This window comes from Actinoplanes missouriensis 431 (assembly GCF_000284295.1).
Taxonomy (GTDB): domain Bacteria; phylum Actinomycetota; class Actinomycetes; order Mycobacteriales; family Micromonosporaceae; genus Actinoplanes; species Actinoplanes missouriensis.
Genome location: NC_017093.1, coordinates 2,346,247 through 2,367,719, shown reverse-complemented (window position 1 = coordinate 2,367,719; position 21,473 = coordinate 2,346,247). Strand labels below are relative to the sequence as shown.

Annotated in this window: 22 protein-coding genes; 11 read left to right on the top strand and 11 right to left on the bottom strand. The window is 69.5% G+C overall.

What is annotated here, in order from left to right; genetic code table 11:
• Positions 1-8 precede the first annotated feature (8 nt).
• On the bottom strand, positions 9-221 hold the full coding sequence (locus AMIS_RS11275) for a glycine-rich domain-containing protein (protein WP_014442396.1): 213 nt from the start codon (positions 219-221) through the stop codon (positions 9-11).
• A gap of 181 nt (positions 222-402) precedes the next feature.
• A complete protein-coding gene (locus tag AMIS_RS11270) occupies positions 403-1,176 on the bottom strand; it encodes a GntR family transcriptional regulator (protein ID WP_197537999.1) in 774 nt (257 codons plus the stop codon).
• Between the two features lie 39 nt (positions 1,177-1,215).
• Here AMIS_RS11270 and AMIS_RS11265 point away from each other — a divergent pair, with 39 nt between their 5' ends.
• Positions 1,216-2,337 carry a DUF1152 domain-containing protein gene (locus AMIS_RS11265; protein ID WP_014442394.1) on the top strand — a complete coding sequence of 374 codons (1,122 nt, stop codon included), beginning with the start codon at positions 1,216-1,218 and terminating at the stop codon, positions 2,335-2,337.
• 310 nt (positions 2,338-2,647) lie between these two features.
• Positions 2,648-3,463: a hypothetical protein gene (locus AMIS_RS11260; RefSeq protein WP_014442393.1), complete on the top strand. Its 816-nt coding sequence runs from the start codon at positions 2,648-2,650 to the stop codon at positions 3,461-3,463.
• Between the two features lie 750 nt (positions 3,464-4,213).
• Here the strand turns inward: AMIS_RS11260 and AMIS_RS11255 are convergent.
• On the bottom strand, positions 4,214-4,615 hold the full coding sequence (locus AMIS_RS11255; protein ID WP_231859279.1) for a winged helix-turn-helix transcriptional regulator: 402 nt from the start codon (positions 4,613-4,615) through the stop codon (positions 4,214-4,216).
• 177 nt (positions 4,616-4,792) lie between these two features.
• On the opposite strand from AMIS_RS11255, the gene AMIS_RS11250 reads away from it, so the two are divergent.
• Entirely contained in the window at positions 4,793-5,956 is a 1,164-nt protein-coding gene (locus tag AMIS_RS11250; RefSeq protein WP_231859278.1) for an MFS transporter, read from the top strand.
• 9 nt (positions 5,957-5,965) lie between these two features.
• A complete protein-coding gene (locus tag AMIS_RS11245) occupies positions 5,966-6,553 on the top strand; it encodes a pentapeptide repeat-containing protein (protein ID WP_014442390.1) in 588 nt (195 codons plus the stop codon).
• Between the two features lie 12 nt (positions 6,554-6,565).
• Here AMIS_RS11245 and AMIS_RS11240 read toward each other — a convergent pair whose 3' ends face one another.
• Together AMIS_RS11240 and AMIS_RS11235 are read right to left on the bottom strand one after the other, a co-directional pair.
• Positions 6,566-7,804, bottom strand: coding sequence for a sensor domain-containing phosphodiesterase (locus AMIS_RS11240; protein ID WP_041829695.1), 1,239 nt, complete (start codon positions 7,802-7,804; stop codon positions 6,566-6,568).
• 79 nt (positions 7,805-7,883) lie between these two features.
• Positions 7,884-8,111, bottom strand: coding sequence for a CDGSH iron-sulfur domain-containing protein (locus AMIS_RS11235; RefSeq protein WP_014442388.1), 228 nt, complete (start codon positions 8,109-8,111; stop codon positions 7,884-7,886).
• Between the two features lie 74 nt (positions 8,112-8,185).
• On the opposite strand from AMIS_RS11235, the gene AMIS_RS11230 reads away from it, so the two are divergent.
• From AMIS_RS11230 to AMIS_RS11220, 3 genes are read left to right on the top strand one after another with little or no spacing between them, the layout of a single operon-like run.
• Entirely contained in the window at positions 8,186-9,184 is a 999-nt protein-coding gene (locus tag AMIS_RS11230) for an iron-containing redox enzyme family protein (RefSeq protein WP_014442387.1), read from the top strand.
• Positions 9,181-10,137, top strand: coding sequence for a class I SAM-dependent methyltransferase (locus AMIS_RS11225; protein ID WP_014442386.1), 957 nt, complete (start codon positions 9,181-9,183; stop codon positions 10,135-10,137). The genes AMIS_RS11230 and AMIS_RS11225 overlap by 4 nt, the downstream gene beginning before the upstream one ends.
• 20 nt (positions 10,138-10,157) lie before the next feature.
• Positions 10,158-11,810 (top strand): DEAD/DEAH box helicase, encoded by a 1,653-nt coding sequence (locus AMIS_RS11220; protein ID WP_014442385.1) that lies wholly within the window; start codon positions 10,158-10,160, stop codon positions 11,808-11,810.
• Positions 11,811-11,897: 87 nt separating this feature from the next.
• Here AMIS_RS11220 and AMIS_RS11215 read toward each other — a convergent pair whose 3' ends face one another.
• The 4 genes from AMIS_RS11215 to AMIS_RS40410 form a co-directional block, all read right to left on the bottom strand.
• Positions 11,898-13,136, bottom strand: a complete 1,239-nt coding sequence (locus AMIS_RS11215; RefSeq protein ID WP_014442384.1) for an MFS transporter — start codon at positions 13,134-13,136, stop codon at positions 11,898-11,900.
• 52 nt (positions 13,137-13,188) lie between these two features.
• Complete coding sequence (locus tag AMIS_RS11210) at positions 13,189-13,494, bottom strand: STAS domain-containing protein (RefSeq protein ID WP_041830715.1); 306 nt, start codon at positions 13,492-13,494, stop codon at positions 13,189-13,191.
• Between the two features lie 77 nt (positions 13,495-13,571).
• The gene (locus tag AMIS_RS11205; protein ID WP_014442382.1) at positions 13,572-14,504 is read right to left on the bottom strand and encodes a sensor histidine kinase; all 933 of its coding nucleotides are present in this window, start codon (positions 14,502-14,504) and stop codon (positions 13,572-13,574) included.
• A 30-nt stretch (positions 14,505-14,534) separates the two neighbouring features.
• Positions 14,535-15,353: an MEDS domain-containing protein gene (locus tag AMIS_RS40410; protein ID WP_014442381.1), complete on the bottom strand. Its 819-nt coding sequence runs from the start codon at positions 15,351-15,353 to the stop codon at positions 14,535-14,537.
• A 384-nt stretch (positions 15,354-15,737) separates the two neighbouring features.
• Here AMIS_RS40410 and AMIS_RS11195 point away from each other — a divergent pair, with 384 nt between their 5' ends.
• From AMIS_RS11195 to AMIS_RS11180, 4 genes are read left to right on the top strand one after another with little or no spacing between them, the layout of a single operon-like run.
• Positions 15,738-18,074, top strand: a complete 2,337-nt coding sequence (locus tag AMIS_RS11195; protein ID WP_014442380.1) for a sensor histidine kinase — start codon at positions 15,738-15,740, stop codon at positions 18,072-18,074.
• 32 nt (positions 18,075-18,106) lie between these two features.
• On the top strand, positions 18,107-18,472 hold the full coding sequence (locus AMIS_RS11190) for a roadblock/LC7 domain-containing protein (RefSeq protein ID WP_231859277.1): 366 nt from the start codon (positions 18,107-18,109) through the stop codon (positions 18,470-18,472).
• Entirely contained in the window at positions 18,462-18,827 is a 366-nt protein-coding gene (locus AMIS_RS11185; protein WP_014442378.1) for a DUF742 domain-containing protein, read from the top strand. The genes AMIS_RS11190 and AMIS_RS11185 overlap by 11 nt, the downstream gene beginning before the upstream one ends.
• Positions 18,828-18,854: 27 nt before the next feature.
• Positions 18,855-19,409, top strand: a complete 555-nt coding sequence (locus AMIS_RS11180) for a GTP-binding protein (RefSeq protein ID WP_014442377.1) — start codon at positions 18,855-18,857, stop codon at positions 19,407-19,409.
• Between the two features lie 1,169 nt (positions 19,410-20,578).
• Here the strand turns inward: AMIS_RS11180 and AMIS_RS11175 are convergent.
• Both AMIS_RS11175 and AMIS_RS11170 read right to left on the bottom strand, forming a co-directional pair.
• Positions 20,579-20,992 carry a VOC family protein gene (locus AMIS_RS11175; RefSeq protein WP_014442376.1) on the bottom strand — a complete coding sequence of 138 codons (414 nt, stop codon included), beginning with the start codon at positions 20,990-20,992 and terminating at the stop codon, positions 20,579-20,581.
• Positions 20,993-21,040: 48 nt separating this feature from the next.
• Positions 21,041-21,430, bottom strand: coding sequence for a helix-turn-helix domain-containing protein (locus AMIS_RS11170; protein ID WP_014442375.1), 390 nt, complete (start codon positions 21,428-21,430; stop codon positions 21,041-21,043).
• Positions 21,431-21,473: the final 43 nt, after the last annotated feature.

Here is a 21,473-nt window from a genome sequence, read left to right as displayed (position 1 = left end):
TAGCCCTCTCAGATCCCCGGGTTCGGCGGGCAGCAGGACTTCGCCTCGCCGTCCCAGAACTCGGGGTCGATGTAGTAGCCGGTCGCCTTGAGCGCCTGGTGGGTGTACTCCATCGAGGAGCCGTCCGCCATGCCCTCGGTCAGGATCGGCACGTGGTGCACGAAGTCTCCCGCGATCTGCTGGCAGGCGGAGGCGTACGGCTCGGTGTGTTGCAGGGACACGTGCCAGGCAGCGTCGACCGGTTCGGTCGGGACGACTCGGTACGAGCGACCGTCGGGCAGCAGCCGGCCAAAGTCGGGGTTGGAAGCACTGGCCTATGCCACTTCAGTGCGGTGTGGCATAGGCCAGTTGCGGTGTGCAACGACCGATTGACTGGCCGTTGTCGGGAGTGGGTCCGGAAGCTCAGGCCACCGGGTATGTCGTCTCGAACGCCCAGCGTCCCGGCGGGTAGACAGCTTCGGTGAACTCGAGGGGCCGGTCTTCACCGTCGTAGACCACATGGCGGACGAGTAGGACCGCTGACGGCTCGGGCAGGCGCAGATGCTCGCGTTCGGCTGCGGCCGCCAGGCGAGAGCTCATCTCGTCCCTGGCGTAACGAATCCGGCGACCGGTCGTCTTTTCCACGTAGGCCGTGGTGCCGGCGCGGATCCGTTCCCGGATCAACAGATTCGGTGCCTGTTCGCCGAGTGAGCCCGCGTACCAGGCGGTGGACAGCTCGACGGGTTCATCATCGGCGTGAATCAACCGCTGACGGCGTATGACCTGGGCGCCGGCGTCGATACCGAGCGCCGCGGCAACGTCATCGGGGGCGGCGTCGTAGTCGGCGGCAAGGATCGTTGCGCGTTCGTTCGCGGGATAGATCTTTCCGGTGTCCCGTGCCCGGGAGTACCGTTCCCGCGCCAGGCGGTTGGGCCTCATGCGGTCACGCACGAACGTGCCCGACCCCTGTCGGCTCTCGACGAAGCCCTGCTGGCGCAGCGCCTCCAGAGCTCGTGCGGCGGTCGGCCGGGCAACCGTCCACTCGGCGGAGATCTGCCGCTCGGAAGGCACCTCGTCGCCGGGCGTCAGATCACCGCGCAGGATCTGATCGCGTACGTAGTTGGCGATCTGCATGTACTTGGGCAGGACCCGCTGGATCTCAGGCAACTCGCAACCTTCTGTGCTGGCATAGCCCACTGGCCACCACGATCAGTATGTCATCGATAAGCTGATTCGATGGGGACCCTCCTGGTCGCCGCTGGCGGAGGCGGCGACGCCATCGCGGCAGCGGCCCTGTCGGCACTGATCCCGGACAAGGCCGTGGGAATCGCGACGATGGCCTGGGACCGGTTGCTCATCGACCCTCTGCCCGGCCCGCGAAGCGCAGCCGACTTCGCGCGGCTGGAAAGCCGTCGAGGCTGGTGGCAGGTCACATCCCACAGTCGGCCCATCGCCCCAGCCGGATCCACATTGCCACGTCTGGCCGGTGAGCTGCCGTTGCCATTGGCATTGCTGGATCCGTCCCGCGGCGCCCAAGGCATGCGAGAACAGATCGAGAGCGCGGCGCGGGACCTGCACGCTGATCACATCCTTCTGGTCGACGTCGGCGGAGATCTCCTCGGGCAGCCGGATGACCCAGGTCTGCGAAGCCCTTTCGCCGACGCGTTGACGGCCGCCAGTTGCCTGTCGCTCCCAGCCGAGGCGTGGGTAGCCGGGCCTGGCCTCGACGGCGAACTGACCGAGAACCTCGTATGGCAACGCGCCGCGAGCCACGCAACGGTGCACACCCTCGAGCCCGAGATCTGGAAGCCCTACCTGCCCATCCTGCACTGGCACCCCACCGAAGCCACGGCCCTGCTCGCCTCCGCGGCCCTCGGCCTGCGCGGAACGGTCGAGATACGAGACGCCGGACTACCCGTACCCCTCACCGACCGAAGCCCCACCGCTCTCGATCTCGACCTGGCCGCCGTCGCCGACATCAACCCGCTTCTTCCCATCCTGGCCGGCACCACCTCCCTCGCTGCCGCGGAGCGGCTCGCCGTGCGAACCATGGGAACCACCGAACTCGAAGCCGAACGAGCCAAAGCGGCCAGGCCCCGACGCCATCAGCCTCCCGCCGCCGATACCCTCGCGGCGCTGCCGGACTGGGAGCGGGCGGCCCGGCGCCGAGGCGTCGACTTCGTCACCTACCGACGACTGGCGGAAGCACTGGGACACATCGAGGTCGCGGCGCTCAGGACGTTGCTCACCACACACCATCCCACCGGTGACACTGGCTTGCTGTGGAGAGTCGAAGACCGCGGGTGTGAAGCCGCAAGGACCGACGGCGCGGAAGCCAAGCCGACGTTGCTTAACTGAGGTCGCGTCGAGTATTCGCGGCTAGCGTGCGTTCATGAGGGTGGAGCCGAAGCGAGCCAGCGAATGGACTATCCACGGTGAGCGTGTCATCGACGACACGAGGCGCGCGGTGCGACCGAGAGCAAACTCGACCGAACTCATGCGTGCACCACCGTGCACGGCACTCGGAATGCCCCTTATGGTGCTGCGGCCCCGGCAACCTGACCGTGATTCCATCGGCCAGACGAGAAGCTAGCGCGGCAGTTGCTCTCAGTGAAGGATCAACTACTCAAAGCTTCTGTATTGCCTCTTGTCGATTTACAGTGTCGGCATGGCTTCTCGCACGGTCGGCAAGCTGGCTCGCGCCATGATCGTTTCGCCGGACCAGATGAATCTCCTCGGTGAGCCAGCGGATCTTCTGCGTTCTGCGCTGCAGCCCGGCTTCCGAGACGAACGCTACAAGCGACTATGGAGGCTGTCTCGTACGCGCGAGCAGTCAGGCTTCGTCTACGGGCATCTTGGGTTCGAAAGCCAGTCTGAAGCTGACCTTTGGGCCGATGATGAGCAGGAATTCGAGCCGGCCGAAGTGCCGAATGGCGCGGCTTCCCCGTTCGTGATCCGGCTGAAGGACCTGACCATGGTCTTCCAGACGCGTCGCCAGGACATCCGCGTTGCATCTTTCATAAGTGCGTTTCAGGCGATGCTTCGCACCATCGACAGCAATAAACAGTGGAGACTCGAGCCGCTCACCGGAAAGATATCCTTTCATGATTGGCGGCGAGAGATGGAGAAGATTAGTCGGGTTCGCTTCAAGATTAAGAAAGAGGATCCGCGGCCTTCCGATGGTGGATTGGTCAGTCTGATGCTGCAATGCAAGCCCGATCTGGGCGCGCTTGAACTCCGAGCCAAAGATGGGATCGAGGTCAGCGGTGACCTGATGCGTGAGCTACTGCAACATGCAGAGTCGGGGTACGGCGAGCTGGTGGCTGTCGGCCGTAGGAAAGATAACGCTGCATCCGAGAGGATCTGGGTCAGCACACTGGAGGGCGAGAGCGTCGTATCAGAGGTCCCGATCGATCCTGAGACTGGAGGAGCCACGTTCGAGACTCTCATAGCCGAACTCGGACACGTCGAACGGCCAGACTGACACTGGTCTCGCTATATCTGAACAAACCGTATCGGGTCCTGCAGGAGTTGGAACCGGTGCAAACGAGGGTGGAGTGATATGAAGCCGATAGAACCAAGGGTCCAGCCAAGAAGCAGCGCCTAGGTGGCGAAGCCACGCCCAAGGCTTCTGCCACTATGGTGCTGATCGCAACCAAGAATAACTTTGGATTCATTACCGCATGGCCTCGCGGTGGATTTACCAATTACGAGGCAGTTGGCTTGGACCTTAAATCCAATTCGATAGCACAAGTACCCCGAGAGGCCTGATCCACCGTTGATCGCATGTCGTCCTGGCGCCGCGTTTACGCTGTCCGTTCGGCGAAACAGGCTTCTCAGCCTGGCCTGACCGGTCGCGTTCCGGGCGCGTTTTACGGAGGGTGATGGCCTTGAGTGGTGATCCGTGGGTGATCGGATGTCGGCGACCGTTCCAGTACGGGCGCGACTAGATCAGCACGTTCGAGCGGCGACGAACGATTGCCAAGGCGTCCACTTCGTGCACTCGGCCGCGACCAGCGGAACGTGAAGGCACTCTGAGCTGCTGAGACGTCTTCAGGTAGGCCTTGGGATTGACGAGCAACAGAGTGTACTTGTGACCACTAGTCATTGACTACGGATTAGAAGGTCAGAGGGCTCGAGTCCCTTCGGGGGAGCAACGATCAAGGCTGTGACCCGCGGAAATAAGGGCAACAGCCTTTCCTTCCCATGATGGGCGGCGGGGGCGGCCTTGCCTCTACCGGATCTTTTGTACGCGGGTGGTGTCGGGGCCGAGGATGGTGCCGTCGGCGCTGGTCGGCACGATCTCCGGCACCGGGCTGCCGTACTGGTCGACAAGGGTGGAGTGGGTCTCGCCGGGGGCGAAGGCGTGGCGCTCCCCCCACTGTCGCAGGGTGAGGATGACTGCGAAGAGGTCGCGGCCGGCATCGGTGAGCACGTATTCCTGGCGGCGGCCCGATGGTGCGGTGCGCTGGGTGAGAAGCCCGTAGGCGCGAAGTTTGCCGAGGCGGTCGGTCAGGATGTTGCGGGCGATGCCGGTGCGTCGCTGGAACTCGGTGAATGATCGGGCCCCGTCTATCGCGTCGCGGATGACGAGAAGGCTCCATTTGTCGCCGACGAGGTCAAGTGTGCGAGCCACGGGACAGTCGGGGTCGGTCCAGTCGGGATTCGGGACGCCAGGTGTGGATCGTGACATGACACCTCGATTGGTTGCGGTTCGAAACCATCATGCCGTACGGTGAATTAGTTGCAATCTGCTACTGATCGGGGTGCGATGGCTGTGTGGCGGAGTTTCCTGCTCGCGGTGGTGTGTGGCGTGTCCGTGGCGAGCGTCTATGCCGCGCAGCCGATTCTTGAGCCGATGGGTCGCGATCTCGGTGTGCCGGCTGCCTTCACCGGATGGATCGTGGCGATCAGCCAGGTCAGCTATCTGGCCGGGCTGATGCTGCTGGTGCCGCTGGGTGATGTGGTGGACAGGCGCCGGCTCATCGCCGTGCACCTGACGCTCATCGCGGTGGGCACATCATTGACGGCCTCGGCGTCGGCCGCATGGGCGGCGTTCGCGGGCCTCGCGACGGCTGGTTTGTTCGCGGTCGTGGTGCAGACCACCGTGGCCTACGCCGCGTCGGTCTCGCCGCCTGCTGAACGCGGACGAAACATCGGTGTCGTGACCTCAGGAGTTGTCGTCGGCATCATGGGCGCGCGGGTCGTCACCGGCATGCTCGCCGAGGCGTGGGGCTGGCACAGCGTCTATGCGGTGCTGGCCGTGCTGTCTCTGGCGCTTGCAGCCCTCGTCCTCGTCGTATTGCCGCCGGAGGAGCGACGCAACCGGCCGGTCGGCTACGGGCGGGCCGTCGTCGCACTCGGCGGGATGTTCGGGCAGCGCTTCTTCCTGATGCGCGGGCTCGTCGCGTTCTTCGTGTTCGCCTCGTTCGGAGCTCTGTGGAGCGGTATGTCTCTGCCGTTGGCGGGCGCACCGTGGCAGCTCGGTGAGAGTCAGATCGGCCTGTTCGGCATCGTCGGGCTCGCGGGCGCACTCGGCGCGGCACGCGCGGGGCGGTGGGCGGACGCGGGACGGACGGGGCAGGTGATCGGCCTTTCGCTCGCGCTACTGCTCCTCTCGTGGGCAGCGATCGCGCAACTGCCGAACTCACTGTGGCTGCTCACGGCCGGAATCCTGGTTCTCGACTTCGCGGTCCAGGCCGTACATGTGAGCAACCAGCACGTGATAGCTACCGCGTATCCGGATCGGACCAGCAGCGTGCTCGGGAGCTACATGGTCTTCTATTCGCTCGGCTCGGCACTCGGCGCGGCCGCAACCACGATCGTGTTCACCGCCACGGGCTGGACCGCCTCCAGTCTCCTCGGGGCGGGATTCGCGGCCTGCGCGCTGGCCGTCTGGACCGTCATCGCGAAGGATCAGCAGTGCCGACCCGGACCGGTGGTGCGCGGCTCCACCCGACCGGCGCGGGTTCTCTAGGCTCGGCTCATGGCAGCGCGCAGCATCGTGACCACCCGGGACTGGGATGCGGGGGCCGGTCGGCTCACCCGGCACGAGCGGGTGGAGTTCTCCGGGCTCGACCTCTGTGAGACCGATCTGCAGGGGGTGGAGTTCGACGGCTGCACGTTTCGGGACGCGCGTTTCAACTGCTCACAGCAGGCCGACGTGGCGTACCTGAACTGCACGTTCGTGAACTGCAACTTCTTCGACGCGACGCTGGCGAACTGCAAGACGGTCGGCAGCCACTTCGAACGCTGCACCTTCGACATCACCACGGTCGACGGCGGGGACTGGTCGTTCACCAGCCTGATCCGCGCCGACCTGAGCAGCGCCACCCTGACCGGCGTGCGGATGCGCGAGGCGGACCTGACCGGCGCGAAGCTCACCGACGGCATCGTCCGGGACTGCGACCTCTCCGGCGCCACCCTGACCGCCGCCGACCTGACCGGCTGTGACCTGCGTGGATCCGACCTCTCCGCGCTGAATCCCACGGAGACCGCGATCCGCAACGCGGTCATCACCGTCGAGCAGGCGGTCACCGTCGCGATGTCGCTGGGCCTGCAGATCCGCGACTGACCGCCGGCCCGGCTAGGCGATCGCCATCTCCAGTGCCGGGGTGCTGACCGGGGCGATGTGGCGCAGCAGCGAGCGGGCCGCCGCCACCACCAGGGCGCGGTCGTGGGTGATCGCGAAGTCGAAGCGCCGCGCGGAGTCCATGCACTCGTCGCCGAGGTCGCGGGCGACCAGGGCGGCCGCGCGGTGCGGGCCGACGACTATCACGTTCCATTCGCCGCGCAGCCGGTCGTCGCCGAGGCACGCTCCGCGGACGCCGGGCACCGGCTCGGCGGGCAGGCCGATGCCGAGCGCGGCGACGAGCGGGCTGTGCTTCGCGATCCGACGGAAGCGGGTGGCGGTCGCCGGTGTGAAGTGCCGCGCCTCCTGGAAGCACGCGAGAAGGACCGGCGGCTCGTCGCCGCCGGCGAGTGCCTCCAGGTGCCGGCTGAGGGGCATGAGCTGCGATTTCGAGGTACGGGTGACGGGCCGCTGCGCCGCGACGATCTCGAACGGCGTCTGATCCGCCGCGATGGGCGTCGCCAGCAGCCGCAGCGGCCGGACGGACGGGGACAGCGACGGGCGGGCCGGCAGCGGCGCGGGCCGGCCGAAGTGCCAGCCCTGGCCCACGGTGGCCCCCATGGTGCGCGCGGCCGCCAGGTGCCGGGTCGTCTCGATGCCCTCGGCCAGCACCGTGGCACCGCTGGCCTCGGCGTACGCGTAGACCGCGGCCACCACTTGCGCGGTCTTCGGGTCGTCCGGCGCCTGCAGCAGGCCCATGTCGAGTTTCACCACGTCGGGGTGGACGAACGGCAGCATCGCGAGCGACATCGGGTCCGCGCCGACGTCGTCGAGAGCAACGCCCCAGCCCGCGGCCCGGCAGCTCTCCACGGCCGACAGCAGGCCGGACGGGTCCTCGGCGATGGCCCGCTCGGTCATCTCGGTGACCACCCGCAGCCGGCGCTGCGCCTGCTCGACCACCGGTTCCAGGTCGGCCGGGCAGCCGGCCCGCCAGGCGGTCGGCTCCATGTTGACGAAAAGCGTCAGCTCGGTGCCGAGGTCCGCGTCGAGGGCGGCCCGGTACGCCGCGGCACGGCAGATCCAGTCCAGTTCGGACTCCCGTCCGGCCGCGCGGGCGGCGGCGAACAGGGCAGCCGGGCTCTCCCACGGCGTGCCGGCCGGGCCACGGCTCAGCGCCTCGTAGCCGAGGACCCGGCCGGTGGCCAGGTCGATCAAGGGCTGGAAGACGGGCGTTACGGCACGCCTGTCGAGCACGGCGTGAATATCAGGCGCAGTATGAACGGCGGGCACGATCGCCTTGATCGGCAACCGCACCGGCCTGTTGAGGACTTCGTCAGAGCCGGTCCTGGCGCGGCGCCGGGGACTCCCGGCCGGTGCCCGCCTTGAAGCGGACCGCCTTGTGGGTGCCGTCACAGAACGGCTTGATGGCGGAACGCCCGCAGCGGCACAGGGCGACCGTGCCCCGGCCGGGGTCGATCGGCTGGCCGTCGGGCGTACGCAACTCGAAGTCTCCGCGCACGATCAGCGGTCCGTCTTCGTACGGGACGATGGAGGCGCTCACGGTACGGCAATGCCCGTTCGAGGAGGACCGAAACTGATCGTTTCAACCGGTCCGGGCGGGGAAGCCAGTGGCCCATGAAACTTCCGTCCGCACGCGGGCCGGTGTCGGCCGCGTTGATCGACGTCCTGACCGGGCGGAGCGTCACGCTGCCGTCCCGCCCGGCCCTGGACGACTCCGATGATCTGCACCTGACGCTCTTCATCTGCTACGAGCTGGCCTACCGCGGGTGGGACGGCGTGGACGACACCTGGGAGTGGGACCCCGCGATGCTGCGGCTGCGGGCCCTCGCCGAACAGCGATTCATGGCCGCGCTGCACGACGTGGCAGGCCCGCCGGAGCCGGTCGACCCGGCCACCGTGCCGTCCCGGCTGCGGGAACTCGCCGACGCCGACATCGGCCCCTCGCTCTCCGGGTATCTGCGCGGCCGGGCGACGTACGAGCAGTTCCGCGAGTTCGTCATGCACCGGTCGGTCTACCACCTGCGCGAGGCCGACCCGCACACCTGGGCGATCCCCCGGCTCGGCGGCGACGCGAAGGCGGCGCTGATCGAGATCCAGCTCGACGAGTACGGCGGTGGCCGGACCGCGCGGATGCACCAGGAGCTGTTCAAGAAGACGATGAACTGGTTCGAGCTGGACACCACGTACGGCGCGTACGTGGACCAGGCGACCACGCCGACGCTGGCGAACAACAACCTGATGTCGCTGTTCGGGCTGCACCGCCGGAACCGCGGAATGATCATCGGGCATCTGGCCGCGTACGAGATGACGTCGACCCAGCCGAACCGGGCGTACGGCAACGGGCTGCGCCGGCTCGGCGGCGACCCGGACGCGACCGCCTTCTACGACGAGCACGTGGAGGCCGACGCGGTGCACGAGCAGATCGCGGCGCACGACATGGCCGGGTCGTTCGCCCGGGCCGAACCGGAGCTGGCGGGAGACGTGCTGTTCGGCGCCCGGTGCGCGCTGATCCTGGACGCTCTGTGGGCGCGGGACCTGCTCGCCTCGTGGGATGAGGGGCAGTCCTCCGGCCGTACCCGGGAAATGCCGGAAGCGAAGGTCCTGGCCGCATGAACGCACTGCTTCAGCTCGGCAAGGAGCTCAAAGCCGCCGGCTACCGCTTCACCACCGTGACCCCGGCCACCCATGAGCGGGTCAACCGCCGGGCGGAGAACGCCCGCGCCCGTGACCTGCACGGCGTCTTCGGCTGGAGCCGCCCGTTCGGCCCGGACGTGCTGCCGGAGCGGATCGTGGAGCTGATGGACGCCGCCGGGGTGCTGGACCGCCGCGGCGACGAGTGGCACAGCCTGGTCCGTTTCTCGTCCTACGACGGCGAGCTGTTCGTGCACTCGGCCTTCCCGACCGAGGCCGAGGACTCGGTGTTCTTCGGGCCGGACACCTATCGGATGGCCGACGCGGCGTCCGCGCGGGTGGAGTCCCGGGAGTCGCCGGTCCGGCGGGCCGTGGACATCGGCACCGGGACCGGCGCCGGGGCGATCGCGGTGGCGAAACGCTGCCCCGAGGCCGAGGTGTTCGCCGTCGACATCAACGACCGGGCACTGGAGTACACCGCCGTCAACGCCGCGCTGGCCGGCGTCGGCAACGTCCGGCCGGTGCACAGCGACCTGCTCAGCGACGTGGACGGCACGTTCGACCTGGTCGTCACGAACCCCCCGTTCATGATCGATCCGGCCGGGCGGGCGTACCGCGACGGTGGCACGAACGGGTACGAGCTATCCCTGCGGATCATCGATCAGGCGGCGCCGCGGCTCGCGCCCGGCGGAGAGCTCGTCCTGTTCACCGGTACCGGGATCGTCGACGGCCATGACCCGTTCCGGGAGGCCGCCGCCGAGCATCTGGCCGGCTCGGGACTCACCGTCGGTTACCGGGAAGTGGATCCGGACGTCTACGGTGAAGAACTGGACGGGCCCGCTTATGCACATGCCGAGCGGATCGCCGTCGTGCTCCTGACCGCACGCGCCGAGGGCTCGGCCGACATACTGGAGCAGCGTCAGAACCCCGGTTGAGCCCATTCAGGAGATCTTGCATGACCGAGTCCGGCTTCGCCGACCTGCAGCTGCGCCCGGAGTTGCTGAGGGCACTCAGCGACCTCGGGTACGAGGAGCCCACGCCGATCCAGGCGGAAGCCATCCCGCCCCTGCTCGACGGCCGTGACGTGCTCGGACAGGCGGCGACGGGCACCGGCAAGACGGCCGCGTTCGCGCTGCCGGTGCTGCAGCGCCTGGCCGGCGTCACCTCGCCCACACCCGCGGCGCTCGTCCTGGTGCCGACCCGAGAGCTCGCCATGCAGGTCTCCCAAGCCTTCCATCGGTACGCCCGGGACCTCGGCACCCGGGTCGTCCCGATCTACGGCGGGCAGCCGATCGGACGACAGCTGCAGGCCCTCGAGCGCGGCGTCGACGTGGTGGTCGCCACACCGGGCCGTGCTCTCGACCACATCTCCCGGGGCACGCTCGACCTGAGCGGCGTCCGCACGGTGGTCCTCGACGAGGCCGACGAGATGCTCGACATGGGCTTCGCCGAGGACATCGAGGCGATCCTCGAGGAGACCGCCGAGGAACGGCAGACGGTGCTCTTCTCCGCGACGATGCCGGGACGGATCGACGCCATCGCGCGGCGGCACCTGCGGGAGCCGGTCCGGATCCAGATGGGCCGTGCCGAGCCGGAGCCCGGTGAGGCGCCGCTGGTCCGGCAGAGCGCCTACGTGGTGGCCCGCGCGCACAAACCCGCCGCTCTCGGCCGGGTGCTGGACGTCGAGGCGCCCACCGCGGCGATCGTCTTCTGCCGTACCCGGGAAGAGGTCGACCAGCTCACCGAGACGCTGAACGGGCGCGGCCAGCGGGCCGAGGCGCTGCACGGCGGGATGAGCCAGGAGCACCGCGACCGGGTCGTCAACCGGCTCCGCGACGGCCGGGCCGACCTGCTGGTCGCCACCGACGTGGCGGCCCGCGGCCTGGACATCGACCGGCTCAGCCACGTGGTCAACTACAGCCTGCCGGCGGCGCCGGAGACGTACGTGCACCGCATCGGCCGGGTCGGCCGCGCCGGCCGCGAGGGCACCGCGATCACCCTGGTCGAGCCGCGCGAGCACCGGATGGTCAAGGCGGTGGAGCGCACCACCGGGCAGCGGATCCACCTGCAGAAGGTGCCGACCGTCGCCGACCTGCGCACCCGGCGGCTCGAGCTGACCCGCGCCGCGCTGCAGGAGACCCTGCTCACCGACGACCTGGAGCGGTTCCGGGTGGTGCTGGAGACGCTCACCGACGAGTTCGACGTGATGGAGGTCGCGCTCGCCGCGGTGAAGCTGGCTCACGAGCTGAACGGCGGGGACCTCGACGACGAGCAGGACATCCCGGAGACGGCGCTGCGGCCGGAGCGGGATCCGCGCCGGGACAACGCCCGTCCGGCGGGTCGTGGCGGGCGCAACAACGGGCCCACCGCCCGGCTGTTCATCAACTCGGGACGCAGCAACCGGATCCGGCCGCAGGATCTGGTCGGCGCGATCACCGGCGAGACGCGGCTGAGTGGGCGGGACATCGGGGCGATCGAGATCGCCGACCGGTTCTCGCTGGTGGAGGTCCCGGCGGATGCGGCCGAAGAGGTGATCACGGCGCTGCGTCAGGCGTCGATCCGCGGTCGTAAGGTGCTGGCGCGCCGCGACCGCGACCGCCGCCCCTGACGCGACCGCCGCCCCTGACGCGACCGCCGCCCCTGACGCGACGGCGCGGCTGCGGCGGGCGTCCGGCGGGCGGCGGTCTCAGCGGTCTCAGCGGGCGGGGGCGAGCGTGGGGACGTCGTGGAGGGCGGTGTCGGGGTGGGGCGGTGTCTTCACCCGGAACGCGGCGAGCGCCGCCACCAGGCAGGCCGCCGCCCCGGCCAGCAGTGCCGCCCTCGGGCCGCCCCAGCCGCTGATCCAGCCGGTCAGGACGCTGCCGATCGGGGTGGTGCCGATGTACACGAAGACCCAGAGCGCCATGACCCGGCCGCGGTACTCCGGCGCGGTGTGCAACTGGATCGTGGTGGACGCCAGGGTGGTGAACGCGAACGCCGCCGCCCCGGTGACCAGCAGCGCGATCGAGGCGGTGAGGACGCCCGGCGACAGCGCGACCGCGGCCATCGCGAGGCCGAAGACGAACGCGGTACGGACCAGGTAGACCCGGCGCGGATGCTTGATCAGCCCGATTCCGAGCGAGCCGGCGATCGAGCCGACGCTGAGGACCGTGGAGAGCAGGCCGTAGGTGCCGCCGTCGCCGTGGAACGTCTGCTTGGCGAGCACCGGCAGCACCACCGAGAAGTTGAACGCGAGCAGGCCGATCAACGACATCATGGCGAGGGGTACGAGCACCTGTTCACGGCCCCGGGCGTACCGGATGGCGTCGGCCACTCCCCCGGCCTTCGCGGTGCGCCGCGCCACGCCGAGCGGCTTGATCACCAGCAGCGCCGCGATCACCGCGAGGTAGGAGATCGCGTTCACCAGGAAGCACGGGATCACGCCGACCGCCACGATCAGCACGCCGGCCAGGGCCGGGCCGACCACCCGGGCGGTGTTCATCACGACGCCGTTGAGGCTGACCGCGCTGGACAGGTCCTCCGGCGGCACCAGCGAACCCACGAACGCCTGCCGGGCCGGCGAGTCGACGATCCCGACGACGCCGCCCAGCACGCTCACCGCGACGACCAGCGGAACCTCGGCGTGCCCCGAGGTGGCGAGCACCCAGAGCACTGCCGCGAGCAGGCCGTTGAGCGCCTGTGTGACGATCAGCAGGCGGCGCAGGTCGAACCGGTCGGCGATGTTGCCGCCCCACGGCCCGAACAGCAGCGGCGGCAGACCGCCGACCGCCAGGACCAGGCCGAGCGCGGACGCCGAACCGGTCAATTGCAGAACCAGCCATCCCACCGCGGTCTGCTGCAGGAAGGTGCCGCTGGCGGAGGCCACCTGCCCGGCGAAATACCACCGGAACGGTACGGACCTCAGCGCCCGGAAACTGTTACCCCGTGAACCCATGACGCGGCTGTACCCGGCCGCGCCACCTGTTGATCAAAAGGTGACCGAGCGCTCAGCCGGTGACCAGCGACTCGTACAGGTTGGTGACCTCGAGCACCATCCGGACCATCGGGCCGGGCTCGCGGACGCGCAGCGTGATGCCCTTCGCGTCGGCGGCGCGGCGGGCGGCGACCAGCACGCCCAGCGCCGACGAGTCCAGGAACGTGACCGCGCTCATGTCGACGTCGAGCCGCGCGCAGTCACGCCGGTCGACCATCTGCTGAAGGACCTGCCGCAGCACCGCGGCGTTCGCCACGTCCAGGTCCCCTTCCGGGGAGAGCACGAGCGTGTCGTCCTCGCGGGCGATCGTCCAGTCCATCGACGCCATCCTTCATTGATCGGCAGGCGGGCGCTGGTTACCCGGTTGAGTGATCTGTGAAACGGATTTCAGGGAGTTCACAGGCGAATGTGGACCCTGATGGTCGTGCCGTCCGGGCGGGCGTGGATGCGGACCAGGTCACAGAGCTCGTGCGCCAGGATCAGCCCGCGGCCGCCCTCGGTCCGCGCCGCCGGCGGGATCCGGCCGGCCAGCGGGTCGGCCAGGTGACCGTGGTCGTCGATCTGGCAGACTAGCAGGCCCGGCTCCGGCCAGACGCTGATCCGGCCGCCGGATCCGGTGTGCCGCAGCGTGTTCTCGGCCAGCTCGTTCGCCGCGAGCGTCAGGTCGTCGGCGCGGTCCGCGGAGAGGCCGGCGGCCAGCGCGCGGGCCGAGACGAACCGGCGGATCGCGGCGAGGTCGGAGGGCTCGGTGTAGTGCCAGACGCCCGCCCGGTCCGGCACGTCGGGCAGCGGCTGGTTGAAGTTCTCCGCGGTGCGGTAGGGATCCCCGTACCACGGGCTGGGCCGGCGCGAGCCACCGACGATCATCACCGGATGGGTACGCCACGCGTCGTGCAGCCGGGGGCGGTCCAGCCCGGAGGCGTCGTAGGGGCAGAGGATCGCGGCGTCCCGGCCGGCGAACACCGCGTTGATCATCGCTTCGTGAGCGGCGCACGCCGGGTATTCCACATCGGAGCGGCCCGGCCAGATCGGCTCGCCGATGATCGACACCCGCCGGCCGGCGTACTGTGCGGCGAACGCGAGCAGGACCCCGGGGATGATCCGGCCGGGGTTGCGCCCGTCGGCCGCCATGTCGGCGAAGGTGATCGCGGCGCCGAGGTCGGCGAGGGCCTCGCGGAGCACGCTCAAATTGGGGCCGGGGACCGCGACCAGCACCGGGTCGCCGGCGGCGACCGCCGACCGGGCGAAACCGGTCGTGCCGCGCAGGTACTCCTGGCGGGTCGTGTAGAGCAGACCGGGGTGGTCGAACTGTGCCAGCTCCGTGATCATGCCAGCTCCGTGATCATGCCAGCTCCGTGATCATGTCGTCGCTCCGTCGACGGCGAGCAGCCGCTGCACGGCCGGTGCGGCGCCGACCACCCGCATCCGGTCCGGCTCGGCGGCCGCGACCCGGGTGAGCAGGCGCGCGGCGGCCGGGTCCAGGAACGTGACGCCGGAGACGTCGACGGTCAGCGGCTGGTCCCCGGGCTCGGTATCGGCCACCAGATTCTCCATGATCGCGAGCAGTGCGTGCCGGTTCGACAGGTCGGCCTCGCCCTGCAGGCGGATGCCGCGCGGATCGATCGTACGCAGTGCGCGCAGCAGCGGCACCGAGCGGGGATCGGTGCCGCCGCCCATGGTCGCCGGGTGCGACCAGGTGACCTGCCGCAGGTCGGCGTCGCGGAACAGCCGCCGGTCGTAGACGCACATCGCCATCGCGAACCCGTCGGCGAAGACCCGGTTCACATTCGCCTCGTACCACCCCAGGCGGTCACCGCCGGGAACCGGGGCGCTCGCCCAGGACATGTCGCCGATGGCCCGCAAGCCGGTGAAACCGTCCGCTCGCGCCGCGGCGGAGGCGACCCGCCAGCCCTCGATCGTGGCCTCCGGCTCGAACGCGCCGCCGGCCAGATAGGTCGCCTCGGGCGTCGCCATCCGCAGGGCGCCGGACGCGACGGCGGGCGCGAGCCCGGCCTCGATCGCCGGCTCGGCGGGACCGAAATACAGCGTGCGGTGGCCGTCGCGCAGGCCGCCCCGGATGAACGTGACCAGGCTGCGCAGCCTGCTCTCGTCGTCCTCGACCACGACACAGACGTGGTCGACCGGGCGCAAGCGGTCGAGCGCACTGGTCTCGATCATCAGGCCCCCTAATTCGGCCCGAGTCTACCCCGGCGAATCGGAGGAAATCGGCAGGTCACCCGTTCCGCAGCGCTCCCCCGGCGCTCCATTCTAGAGGGATCTTGGAGTACATGAACATTTTACGGATCGGGACGGAACTCACTGACCAGCGGAAACGATTGTGCATTCGGGCGAAAGTGGAGGATCCTTCGCTGGCGAAGATCAAGTCACGACGCTACGGTTTGCACGCACGTCGGCGAGGTGGAGAAGACTGCCCGCCGGTCGGTGCTTTCTGCTGCCCAGATTGGATGAACGTTGGCGCCAACACCGGCCGCCCAGTCGACCGCAACCCCGGGGCGCACGCGACGCCAGCAGTCGATCAAACGACGCGTCGTACGACTCGTCATGGTCCCCAGTGTCGTGGCGCTGCTGATCTGGTTCGCCTCCTCCGGGTACCTGATCTTCCAGGGCTTCTACAACCGCGCGGTCGCGATCTCGGTCCGTGACGTGTCGATCCCGGCCGTCTCGGCGCTCTCCTCGGTCCAGCAGGAGCGGCGGCTCAGCGTGGCGTACCTGGCCCGCCCGTCGACGAATCTGAACGCCCTGCTGGAGCAGCGCCGGACCACCGACGACCAGCTCACGAAACTGCGCGCGGTCGCCGACGACGCGCTCGGCGCCGCGCCCGACTCGATCAAGAGCCAGTGGGCGACGCTCGTCGGGTACCTCGATCAGATCCCCAGCCAGCGCAGCGCCATCGACGCCCGGTCCACCACGTCGGGCCGCGCCTACGACTTCTACAACGAGCTGCTCGACGCGGCGACCGAGATGTTCGACACCCAGGCCCGGATCACGCCGGACTCGACGGCGGCGCTCGGCGGTGTCACGTCCACCGAGCTGTTCCGCGCCAGCGACATGATGTCGCGCGCCGCGTCGACCATGGACGGCGCGTTCGCCGCGAAGGCGCTCGGCCGCTCCGACTACCTGGAGTTCGTCCGGCTGGTCAGCGCGTACCAGGCGGAGCTGGACGAGATCCGCAGCGAGCTGGAGCCGACCGTCCGGGACCGGCTGCAGACCATGGAGGCGAGCAGCGCCTGGCAGAACCTGACGGCCGCCGAGTCGTCGATCATCGCGAGCGGCCCCTGGAAGAAAGGTGTGCCGTCCGGGGTCTCGATGAACCGGGACCGCTGGGCCATGGTGACCTCGACGGTTGCCGCCAGCCTGGTGGACCTGACCATCGACGAGGCCGACCAGGTCTCCGCCCGTACCCTGCGCACCGGTAACAACCAGCTGCTCACCGCGCTGATCGGCAGCCTCGTGGCGCTCGCCATCGCGATCGGCGTCATCATCTGGGCGCTGCGCTCGTCCGCGGTGCTCGTCGACCGTGCCCTGTCGACCCGCCTGTCCCGTCTCGGCGCCGACGCCGGCACGCTCGTCGACACCCGGCTGCCGGCCGTCATGGACCGGCTGCGCCGCCGCGAGACCGTCGACCTGCGCACCGAGTTCGCCGCCACCGACTACGGCAGCGACGAGATCGGCCAGGTCGCCGACGTCATCCACCGCTCGCTCGCGGTCGCTGCGGAGGCCGCCGTCGACGAGGCGAAGGCCCGCGCCGCCGGTACCGCGATGCTCATGGGTGTGGCCCGCCGCCCGCAGCGCCCGCTCCAGCGCGGCCTCAAGGTGATCGAGGACCTGCAGGGCCAGATCGGTGACGAGAAACTGCTGACCCACCTCTTCGACATCCACCACCAGCTCAACCAGACCCGGCGCTTCCTGGAGAACCTGGTCATCCTTGCCGGCGGGCAGATCGGCCGCCGGTTCTCCAAGCCGGTGCCGCTGCGCCGGGTGCTGCTCGCGTCGTTCGCCGAGGCCCGCGACTACCAGCGGATCAACCTGCGCGGCGCGACCGACGTGGCGCTCGTCGGGTACGCGGTGGCCGAGGTCATCCACCTGATGGCGGAGCTGCTGGACAACGCGCTCGCGTTCTCCCCGCCCGGCACCACGGTCTGGGTCACCTCCAACCGGGCACAGCACGGCGTCGCCGTGGAGATCGAGGACGCCGGCGTCGGGATGAGCCAGGAGGCGATCGACCGGGCGAACACGCTGCTCGCCACCGCGCCGACGCCCGAGGTGACCGAGCTGAAGGACGGCTCGCAGGTCGGCCTCTACGTGGTCGCCGAGCTCGCCAAACGCGAGGGCCTCCAGGTCAGCCTGCGGCGATCGGCGTACGGCGGGCTGCTCGCGATCGTGCTGCTCCCGGAGCGCCTGCTGATCAGCAACAGCGAGCCGGGCGAGGACACCGGTGCCATCACCACGGCGGCCGTGGTCGCGCCGGCCGTGCCGCCGGCCCGTGAGGAGACCGCGCCGGTGACCGCCCGCGCAGCCGTCGCCGTGCTGGAGCCCGCTCCGGCGGCACCCGTCGCGGCCCCGGCCCGGGCAGCCGCTCCGGCCACGCCGCGCTCCGCCCGTACCCCATCGAATGCGGCGCAACCAGGCACCAAGCCGCCGCTGCCGCAGCGGCGCCCCCAGCAGCACCTCGCGCCCGGTCTGCGGGACGCGCCGGCCGAGGTGACCGAGACGGACGAGCCGGCACCCGCGCCCCGCTCGCCGGAGGACGTGCGCAACCGGTTCGCGCGCTATCAGCGCGGCTGGGCGGAAGGCCAGAACGCGTCCGACGGGCCGAACCCCGGCCATGAGACAGCAGCTGAGACAGAACCCACCCCTGAGCAAGGCAGGAACGCATGACGCACCCGGCATCTTCCATCGATCTACCCTGGATGTTGGACGACCTCGTCGAGGTCCCGCAGGTCGTCTCCGTGGTCGTGCTCTCCACCGACGGCCTGATCGTCCAGAAGTCGACGTCCATGCACCAGGACCTCGCGGAGATCCTCGCGGCCGGCGCGTCGTCGATGTACAGCGTCGCCGCCGGGACCGGGCGCCACTTCAAGAGCGGCCCGGTCCAGCAGGTCGTCATCGAGTTCGGCGAGCACACCCTGTTCATCGCGGCGGCCGGGCAGAACGCGCGGCTGGCGGTCCTCTGCGAGCAGGACGTCGACATGGGCATGGTCGCCTACGAGGTGAGCCGTCTGGTGACCCGGATCGGCGACTACCTGAGCGCGCCCGCCCGCAGTAATGACGGGTGAGGCCTGGGACGGCGACGACGAGACCGCGGCCGGGCGGTTCGTCCCGTTGTACATCCTCGTCAACGGACGGACCACCCCCCGCGACAGCAACCTGGACCTGGCCACCCAGGTGATCGCGGCGCCGGTCGACGCGAGCCGGCTGGAACCCGAGTACCTGCAGATCCTCCAGCGATGCGGCTCCTGGATCTCGATCGCGGAGATCGGCGCTTACCTGCACATCCCGCTGACCATCGTGAAGGTGATGGTCGACGTGCTGCTGGAACAGGGATACCTGGACAGCGGCGCGCCGGCCCAGCACAAAGTCGTCGACATGCGGCTGCTCAACGCGGTCCTCGCCGGTCTCGAACGGCTCTGATCCCTTTTACTCTTATTTGAGGTCACAGTGAATCGCACATCGGTCAAGATCGTCGTAGCGGGCGGCTTCGGCACCGGGAAGACGACCTTGGTCAGCTCGGTCAGCGAGATTCCGCCGCTGACCACGGAGGAACTGCTCACCCAGGCCAGCGTCGGCATCGATGACGTGACGGGTGTGGAGTCGAAGACGCACACCACGGTGGCGCTGGACTTCGGACGGATCACGATAAGTCCGGATGTTGTGCTTTATTTGTTCGGGACGCCGGGGCAGGATCGTTTCTGGTTCATGTGGGACGAGCTGGCGCAGGGCGCGGTCGGTGCGATCGTGCTGGTGGACACGCGGCGGCTGGACACCAGTTTCCCGGCCATCGACTATTTCGAGAGCCGGGGGATTCCGTTCGTGGCGGCGGTCAACCGGTTCTTCGGGGAGTGCGCCTACACCGATGAGGAGATCCGGTCGGCGCTGGAATTGGCGCCGGGGAATCCGCTGGTCTGGTTGGACGCCCGCGATCGGGCTTCGAGCAAGCTGGCGCTGATTTCGCTGGTCCGGCATGCGATGTCGCGGTTGCCGCAGGCCGCCTGAGGGCCGGTTCACGCCGCGTCGCCCGGCGCCGCGTCGGGTCAGGTCGCGTCGGGTCGGGTCGCGGACGTGACCTCGGGTCGCGCCGGGTCGCGGACGTGACCTCGGGTCGCGCCGGGTCGCGGACGTGACCTCGGGTCGCGCCGGGTCGCGGACGTGACCTCGGGTCGCGCCGGGTCGCGGACGTGACCTCGGGTCGCGTCGCGCCGGGTCGCGCCGGGTCGCCGGTCCCATCAGGCGAGCGGCCTGCCCCGAGCCGTAGCCGGCGCAGGCCAAAACGCCGCGAAACCTGCGCCGGCTACGGCCGGCACTCGCGAGCCGTAGTGCGCGCAGGTAAAACGGCCGCGCAACCTGCGCCGGCTACGGCTGGCGCTCGGGCAATGCCACTCAGGCTACGTTGATCTCCCGTTCGGGTGGTGAATGACAGGGCGGCTCACGGTGGGCTCGTGCGTGGGTGGCGGCCCACGGTGGGCTCGTGCGTGGGTGGCGGCTCACGATGTGGCTCTGTCGCGAGGGCGGCGGCACACCGACGTTCACGCCGGCCGCGATGAGGTCGCACCGAAACGGTTCGTGTGCTTCCATCCCGGCCCTGGCGTTGATGAAACGCCACACAAGCGTTGCGTGCGACCGGATCCCCGTGGCACGGGCGATGCGTGTGACCTCGTCCCCGTGGCACGGGCGTTGCGTGTGACCTCATCCCCGTGGCACGGGCGTTGCGTGTGACCTCGTCCCTGCGGCGGGGCGTTGCGTGTGGCCTCGTCCACGTCAGCGGACGTGACCGCGCCGGGACGTCCCGGGCCGGGCCCCGCGACTGCGGCGCGGCCGGTCGATGCGACGGTCCGCGGCGCTCCACCCGGGCAAGCGGAGCAGCACGTCATCGAATGATCAATTCAGCTAAGGCCGGGCGGGCCGTAGCTCCAGCAGGCTAGAAGGCGGTTGTGACCTGCTGGGGCTACGGCTCGGCTCGGGAGCGGGTGGATCTTGGAGAGTGCCCTCCGGGATCACGGTGGCCGGTGTGCAGTCCACACGAGCGCGCGCTGCGCCGGCTGGGGATTCGGGGGGCGCGCGGGCGCCGGCTGGGGATTCGGGGGGCGCGCGGGCGCCGTCTGGGGGTTCGGGGGGCGCGGGCGCCGTCTGGGGGTTCGGGGCGCGCGCGGGTGCCGCCGGAACGGTCAGGCGGGCAGCGGCTGGGTCATCCTGATGTGGTTGCCGAACGGGTCTCGGAAGCCACAGTCGATGCCATAGGGGCGCTCGGTCGGCTCCTCGGTGAACTCGACACCTCGGGAACGCAGCGTCTCATACGTCTTGCGGCAATCATCCGTCGCCAGGATCAGGGTTCCGCCGGCGGCGCCCTTGGTGACCAACTCACGGAGTTGATCGGCGGTCTCCGGGGACATCGACGGGCCGCCGGGAAGGCTCAGCAGGATCTGCCGGTCCGGACGGCCCGGTACGTTGATCGTCAGCCAGCGCATGAAGCCCAGGTCAGCGTCCGTATGGATCTCCAGCCCCAGCGTGCCGACGTAGAAGTCGACTGCCTCGTTCTGGTCGAGCACGAAGATCTGTGAGTGCGTGATCGCGGTGAACATGGGCGGAACGCTACCGGCCGGTCGGTGCGGAAACTTATCCGAAACTGCTCAGTTCGGGCGGGTCCAGGCCATCGTGAAGCAGACCGGCACGCCGGACGGCTGGGCAGTTCGACGGTAGTCACGCGGCGAGCTGCCGACTATTTCCCGGAAGGTACGGCTGAAGGTCCCCGTACTGCTGAATCCGACCTTGTAGCAGATGCCGGTGATGGGCTCCTCTGTCGATCGGAGCAGGAACATGGCCCGCTCCACCCGGCGCCGCTGCAGATACCGATGCGGCGTCTCACCGAACGTGGCCCGGAAGACGCGCGTGAAATGGGCCGGCGACACATGCGCGATCCGCGCCAGCGCCGGCACATCCATCGGCTCCGCATAGGCCCGGTCCATGGCGTCCCGGGCCCGCAGCATCCGCCGGTTGCTCTCCTCCGCCGCCCGACTCACCGCACCACGCTAACGGATGCCCCTCGCCAGCCCGAGGGCGGCG

Coding starts and splice junctions, on each gene's coding strand:
- AMIS_RS11175 (WP_014442376.1), bottom strand. CDS start 20,992: ATGTTCACCGCGATCACGCACTCACAGATCTTCGTGCTCGACCAGAAC.
- AMIS_RS11225 (WP_014442386.1), top strand. CDS start 9,181: ATGAACGCACTGCTTCAGCTCGGCAAGGAGCTCAAAGCCGCCGGCTAC.
- AMIS_RS11190 (WP_231859277.1), top strand. CDS start 18,107: ATGTTGGACGACCTCGTCGAGGTCCCGCAGGTCGTCTCCGTGGTCGTG.
- AMIS_RS11205 (WP_014442382.1), bottom strand. CDS start 14,504: ATGATCACGGAGCTGGCACAGTTCGACCACCCCGGTCTGCTCTACACG.
- AMIS_RS40410 (WP_014442381.1), bottom strand. CDS start 15,353: ATGATCGAGACCAGTGCGCTCGACCGCTTGCGCCCGGTCGACCACGTC.
- AMIS_RS11230 (WP_014442387.1), top strand. CDS start 8,186: ATGAAACTTCCGTCCGCACGCGGGCCGGTGTCGGCCGCGTTGATCGAC.
- AMIS_RS11220 (WP_014442385.1), top strand. CDS start 10,158: ATGACCGAGTCCGGCTTCGCCGACCTGCAGCTGCGCCCGGAGTTGCTG.
- AMIS_RS11215 (WP_014442384.1), bottom strand. CDS start 13,136: ATGGGTTCACGGGGTAACAGTTTCCGGGCGCTGAGGTCCGTACCGTTC.
- AMIS_RS11210 (WP_041830715.1), bottom strand. CDS start 13,494: ATGGACTGGACGATCGCCCGCGAGGACGACACGCTCGTGCTCTCCCCG.
- AMIS_RS11245 (WP_014442390.1), top strand. CDS start 5,966: ATGGCAGCGCGCAGCATCGTGACCACCCGGGACTGGGATGCGGGGGCC.
- AMIS_RS11260 (WP_014442393.1), top strand. CDS start 2,648: ATGGCTTCTCGCACGGTCGGCAAGCTGGCTCGCGCCATGATCGTTTCG.
- AMIS_RS11265 (WP_014442394.1), top strand. CDS start 1,216: ATGGGGACCCTCCTGGTCGCCGCTGGCGGAGGCGGCGACGCCATCGCG.
- AMIS_RS11195 (WP_014442380.1), top strand. CDS start 15,738: ATGGTCCCCAGTGTCGTGGCGCTGCTGATCTGGTTCGCCTCCTCCGGG.
- AMIS_RS11185 (WP_014442378.1), top strand. CDS start 18,462: ATGACGGGTGAGGCCTGGGACGGCGACGACGAGACCGCGGCCGGGCGG.